This is a genomic window from Microcystis sp. M113S1, assembly GCF_020246945.1.
Classification (GTDB): domain Bacteria; phylum Cyanobacteriota; class Cyanobacteriia; order Cyanobacteriales; family Microcystaceae; genus Microcystis.
In genome coordinates, this window is the sequence record NZ_JADBSA010000346.1 from 1 (window position 1) to 5,897 (window position 5,897).

6 protein-coding genes and 1 pseudogene are annotated in these 5,897 nt (G+C 47.4%); 3 read left to right on the forward strand and 4 right to left on the reverse strand.

All coding sequences use genetic code 11. The features are described from left to right. The 3 genes and pseudogenes from IM319_RS17275 to IM319_RS17285 all read left to right on the forward strand — a co-directional run. Positions 1–189: hypothetical protein (locus IM319_RS17275; RefSeq protein WP_425185245.1), on the forward strand; the 189-nt coding region annotated here is incomplete at its 5' end. A gap of 119 nt (positions 190–308) precedes the next feature. After that, positions 309–509: pseudogene (locus tag IM319_RS17280) on the forward strand (gamma-glutamyltransferase); the annotation flags it as partial. Between the two features lie 68 nt (positions 510–577). Then, positions 578–2,113: a TolC family protein gene (locus tag IM319_RS17285; protein ID WP_287676404.1), complete on the forward strand. Its 1,536-nt coding sequence runs from the start codon at positions 578–580 to the stop codon at positions 2,111–2,113. A gap of 54 nt (positions 2,114–2,167) precedes the next feature. Here IM319_RS17285 and IM319_RS17290 read toward each other — a convergent pair whose 3' ends face one another. From IM319_RS17290 to IM319_RS17305, 4 genes are all read right to left on the reverse strand, one after another. Next, positions 2,168–2,557, reverse strand: coding sequence for a hypothetical protein (locus tag IM319_RS17290; protein WP_287736411.1), 390 nt, complete (start codon positions 2,555–2,557; stop codon positions 2,168–2,170). 148 nt (positions 2,558–2,705) lie between these two features. After that, entirely contained in the window at positions 2,706–3,458 is a 753-nt protein-coding gene (locus IM319_RS17295; protein ID WP_287736412.1) for an SAM-dependent methyltransferase, read from the reverse strand. A 60-nt stretch (positions 3,459–3,518) separates the two neighbouring features. Continuing rightward, positions 3,519–5,498, reverse strand: coding sequence for a glycine oxidase ThiO (gene thiO / locus IM319_RS17300; protein ID WP_287736413.1), 1,980 nt, complete (start codon positions 5,496–5,498; stop codon positions 3,519–3,521). Positions 5,499–5,640: 142 nt separating this feature from the next. Beyond that, a partial coding sequence (locus tag IM319_RS17305) for a zinc ribbon domain-containing protein (RefSeq protein WP_287736414.1) occupies positions 5,641–5,897 on the reverse strand: 257 nt, incomplete at its 5' end.

Here is a 5,897-nt window from a genome sequence, read left to right on the forward strand (position 1 = left end):
CAGGTTATTAGCAATTTAATCGATTTTCGGCAATCCTTACCCGATGCGATCGCTGCCTCGCGCCTACATTGGGAAAATCAACAATTAGGGGCTGCTGAAAAAGTTTTTCGGTGGGGGTTGGGGGTTGGGGGATGGGGGATGGGGGATGGGGGATGGGTTTTACCGATTTTCATGTGGTCAACTACCTAATTTTCAGGGAAAAAGTACCTGAATTTTCCCCCTGATCACTCCCATGCCTGGTACTTTTTGATTGACAAAAAGTCTAAAAGTCTTACCCAACAAGGTTTTTAGATTTATTCAGCAGACCCCAATTAGGAATTGAACCTTTAGAAGATCGGGAAAATATGCTCAAAAATCTGGTTTTACCCGCAAATACTCAAGTATCCCGTTGGCAAGAACAAAATATGTTTTTTGGGGGTGTGCATGGGGTGGCAGTGAATGATCGGGGGGAATTAACCGCTACGGGCGATCCGCGTCGGGATGGAGTAGGATTAGTGATTAGTAATTAGTAATCGGCCAACATAGTGGTGTGAGCTTGTTTACTTCTTATCGTTTACTGTTTACTTTCGAGATACTCATGTTGCTCTTGCGTTATGGTATTACCGTGAGTGCGGTGCTTGGGTTGATTTTCTTGGCTGAATCCTCGGTTAAGGCACAAACTCAGTCCGCTGCCGATTTATTGAAGAAACCCCGACCTACTGCCAATCCAGTTTCTCAATTACCTGGTCCCTCGGCGGCACCGGCAACCACGGAAGCAGATACCAAAGCCCCCAATTATCTTAATCCTAGTGGCAATCCCCTAATTTTTCCCACCAAACCGGATGAGGTGAATATTAGGGTAGTACAACCGATCACCTTAAATCAAGCGATCGAATTAGCTTTAAAAAATAATCAGACCTTACAGACAGCCCGGATTAATCTGGAAATCGCTCGCGCCCAATTAAAGGAACAACAGGCGGCCTTATTACCCACGGCAGAAGCGGAGGCCAGTCTCACTCAAGATCAATCGGCAGCTGCCCAAAGACAGAATGAGTTAGCTCGTCAACAGGGAATCCCAGCAGTTACACCCGAAGATAGTACCAACCTTCAGGGTAGTGTTCGCATCGTCTATGGGGTTTATACAGGGGGTGAACGGGCAGCCCAGATCAAAAGGGCCGAAAAAGTGATCCGGCAACAGGAATTAGAGGTGGAACGAGTCTCGGAACAAACTCGTTTTGATGCCACCGATGCCTATTATGAATTACAGAGGGGTGATGCCCAAGTAGCGATCGCCCAAGCCTCGATCGAAGATGCTAGTCAAAGTTTACGGGATGCTCAATTATTGGAGCAAGCGGGACTAGGAACTCGATTTGCTGTCCTACAGGCGGAAGTTGACCTCGCTAACGCTAACCAAGACTTAACTCGGGCGATTTCTAACCAGCGTATTTCCCGACGGCGACTGGCACAAATATTGAGTGTTGGCCAACACATTGAGTTAACCGCTGCCGATGAGATTCGCGAGGCGGGAACTTGGGGCTTAAGTCTTGATGATAGTATTGTTCTGGCCTATAAAAATCGCGCAGAATTAGAACAACAACTCTTACAACGGGAAATTAGCGCAGAAGACCGCTCGATCGCCATTTCGGCGGTGATTCCCCAAGTGGACCTTTTGGGCGCGTATAATGTCCTCAACGATCTCAGTGATGAAGCTGGTTTTGGCGATGGTTTTAGCGTCGGTGGCCGGATTCGTTGGACTTTTTTTGATGGTGGTCGTGCTTTTGCTCGCGCTCGTCAAGCGGAAAGAAATATTGATCGCGCCGATACGGAATTCTCCCTCCGTCGCAATGAAATTCGCCTTCAGGTGGAGGAATCCTACTATAGTTTGATTTCTAACCAAGAAAACATCAAAACTTCGCAAAAAAGCATTGAATCCGCCACGGAAAGTCTGCGATTAGCCCGTTTACGCTTTCAGGCGGGTGTGGGAACCCAAACGGATGTGATCAACTCCCAACGGGATTTAACCGATGCCAGAAGCCGTTATCTACAGGCGATCGTCGATTACAATAGATCCTTGAATAGTCTCCAGCGAGCGATTAGTAATTTACCGGATAATCGTTTGTTTGAAGTGCGTTAATTGTGGGATTTATCGATAGGTGGTGTGGGGGGAGATGGAAAAATCTCCCCTATTTTAACGAGTTTGGATAATTCTAATCTGTTGTTCCCGCAATTGCTGCATGGTGGGAGTTTCCTGTAGCTCTTGCACCTGCGGACGCAGATTATTACAACGAGAGGAATTACTGCTACCGCATTCATTTTCGATCGTGTTCTGTCGCCGCTGCTCGATTTGGGGACTGGTGCGAAAGTTTAATTGCTGATTGTATTGGGGATATTTTTGGTAAGCGCAGGATTCAGCCCCCGCTAAACAACGCTCACTGATAGGCAATTGGGCCACGACTAGGTTGCCGCTAACGCAAACCCAACCCAGACCCAGAAACAAACCTGATAATAAAGAATTTCTAGTGATCATCGCCAATATACCTCGGTGATCAAAAAATGTAGTCTCAGGATTGGCGGCCATGACGGTAATTGCCCGGCAGACTCTCGATCATGATTCCACCTCTTTTATTCTAGTCAATTTTTCTCGCCCCGCCCACGATAGCTGAAAACAGCCCATTGCCAGCTTAAGATCACTGGGTTAGCTGATCATAAATTGGACGGCTTTTTTTCTAGACCGCTTGCAGAACATAGAAGGTATAACCATAGAAGTTGCTGAATTTCTCAAAAAGTTTCATCTCTTCTTCAGTTTCACGAATAACCGATTGGCTACTTGGGCTGATTTCCAGCTGCTCGATTCGTTCACGGAGAGGTTCATAATAATTTAGCCACCAAACTAGACTTGGCAGCCGATGGGTAGAAAGTACCTTAAAACCAGACCTATTAGCCCGAACGATATTCTCAAACTCATTACCCATCATAGGATAGGCGTTTTGCCAATAGGCCACAGCAGGCCCTGGCAGATCATCAGTAAACCAACTCATCTCCGAGATGACGGCAATAGCGTTGTTAGAAAGAAGAGGTCGCCAGATTTTAAGGGCCTGCTCAAACCCAAGATTATAAGCAGCCCCCTCAGACCAAAGCAGATCAACTGAACCCACTGACCAATCAAGTTTAGCCATGTCACCATGAATTGGAATGATTAAATGCTCAAGACCAAGCTGTTTTGCTCGGGTTTTGAGTTCGTCGATAAAAACCGACGAGGAATCCACTGCCATGACAGGGCTTTGGTAGTATTGTGCCAGCAGTAAAGCACTAGCACCACTTCCACATCCTAGATCGGCAATTCGCCGCTTGAGGGGCAAAATAGAGAGATTACTCAAAATTTTTAGGGAGAAGTCAGAGTCCCCTGGCCCTTTACGGTCAAGTCCACGGTGTAAATCAGTTAAAGCGGCAACATACTCAGTTTGATTGTCTGTAGTCATAGGGATTTTTGCTGGCTCTAATAGCTGAAAACAGCCAATTCCGGGCTTAAGATCACTGGGTTAGGCGATCGTTCCCGTCAGAGGGGAACTAGGACTAGCATAGGACTTAATCGGCATTCTTCCCGCTAAATAGGCTAAACGTCCCGCTTTTGCCGCCATTCCCATGGCTTGCGCCATCATAGCCGGATTGGCCGCCATAGCGATCGCACTGTTAATTAATAAAGCATCGGCACCCATTTCCATAGCCCGGGCCGCTTCTGAGGGTGTACCGATCCCGGCATCTACTACCACTGGAATTTTGGCGGATTCGATGATAATCGCGATATTTGCCTCATTTTTCAGCCCCTGTCCCGACCCGATCGGCGATCCTAGGGGCATAACCGTGGCGCAGCCAGCCTCCTCTAAACGTTTGGCCAAGAGAGGATCGGCGTTAATATAGGGCAGTACGGCAAAACCTTCTTTAACTAATTGTTCGGCCGCTTGCAAAGTTCCGATCGGATCGGGTAATAAATATTTAGGATCCGGAATAACTTCGAGTTTAATAAAGTTATTGTCTTCCTGTCCCAATAATTTGGCCATTTCTCGTCCTAAACGGGCTACCCGAATCGCTTCTTCGGCCGTTTGACAACCAGCAGTGTTGGGTAACATCCAGATTTTCGACCAATCGATCGCTTCTGCTAATCCCTCATGACCGGGAGCGTTCGTTTGTACTCGTCTAACGGCAACGGTGACAATCTGACATTCGCTGGCAGTAATACTTTCCTGCATAGTGGTCAGATTGGCATATTTGCCAGTCCCAGTCATCAAGCGGGAGTGAAAGGTTTTCCCAGCAATGGTGAGGCGATCATTCTGGGGTGATAAAAGCGGTTGACTGGGTTTATTCTCAATAATAGTTAAGGACATAGGTGAAATAGTAACGGGTGATGGTTGATTAAAGCGATCGCAACGAAAATGAGTCAAAATCGGATCGGTTTTTTGATTAATTACTAGGTCAGCAATCAAGGAAGCAGTGACAGGAGCGAGTAAAATGCCGTTACGATAGTGACCGGTGGCTAAAATCAGGTTATCACAGCTACTACGGCCTAAAATGGGCAATTCATCCGGTGTACCCGGACGGAATCCCCACCACATTTCCTCGATTTCCCAGTCAGCTAAAGGGGGATAGAGACGGGTGGCGCGCTCAAAAAGGGTTTGCAGTCCTTGGGGTGTATTACCCGTTTGCCAGGCGACTTTTTCGGATGTGGCACCGATAATTAAACGACCATTGCGACGGGGAACCAGATAGGTTTGCGGACCGAATAAAACCCTAGCTAAGGTCTGGTTAGGGGGCATTTTTACTGCGGCCATTTGACCTTTGACGGGATGGATAGGGAGGGGTAATAGTTGACTGGCCCAGGATCCCGCCGCTAAAATGTAAATTTTTGCTTCTAATTCCCCAATTGAGGTATAAATACTCTTGACTTTTCCCTGCTTTTGTTGTAAGGCGTGGACTTCTATGCCTTGGCGAATTTCTACCCCTAAATTTTCGGCCGCTTGTTGCAGGGCAGTCACTAGCTGCCGGTTATCCACTTGTCCATCGTCGGGATACCACCAACCACCGATCACATCTTTACCTAGTCCGGGTTGGTAGAGGTGAACTGCATTGCTGTCTAACCAAATTTTATTAGCTGCATTGGCAGTAATAGGCTGATTTTGCTCGTAAACAGGAGCAAGAATACCACAGGGATAGTAACCGCTGTTTATACCCGTTAAATCCTCGATTTTGCGGCTCCATTCTGGATATAGCCAGCGCGATTGCAGACAAAGATCGAGAAAGGGACCCGGGGGAATCCCCTCCGCATGGGGGGCCAACATTCCCGCAGCCGCACGACTAGCGGCCTGAGCTATATCTCGAACTAGGAGGGTAACTTTTGCCCCGCGCAATTGCAAATCGACGGCGATCGCTAATCCGATGATACCACCGCCCACGATCAAAATTTCGCTAGTTGAGTTCTTGACACTCCCACCGCTAAAAGCGAGGGATTCTTGGTTCAACGACATGGCTTAAAAATCTAAAGGAAGTGTAACCTTGATCCTAACCCGCAATTAGTGACCCGAGAGAGAGGAGAAGTGATGCCACTGGCATAATTTAAGCTTAAGTTGACATCCTCACCGCCGTAAAACGGACGGCGATTCCCAAACCTCACGATTTGAGTTTCTGCTTCTTTCCCGAAGGATTTTTCGCACCTGCCGCCCCAGTTTTACTCTGTGAAGGTCTTATGGTCGCTCTACAGACTGACACCGCAAGCCCTGCGGCCAAAATGTTTTTACTGGCGTTAATATCTCGGTCATGGTGTGTCCCACAGTCTGGACAATCCCACTCTCGAATATTTAACGGCATTTTCTCAGCAATATACCCGCAATTACTACACCTTTTAGAGCTAGGAAACCATCTATCTA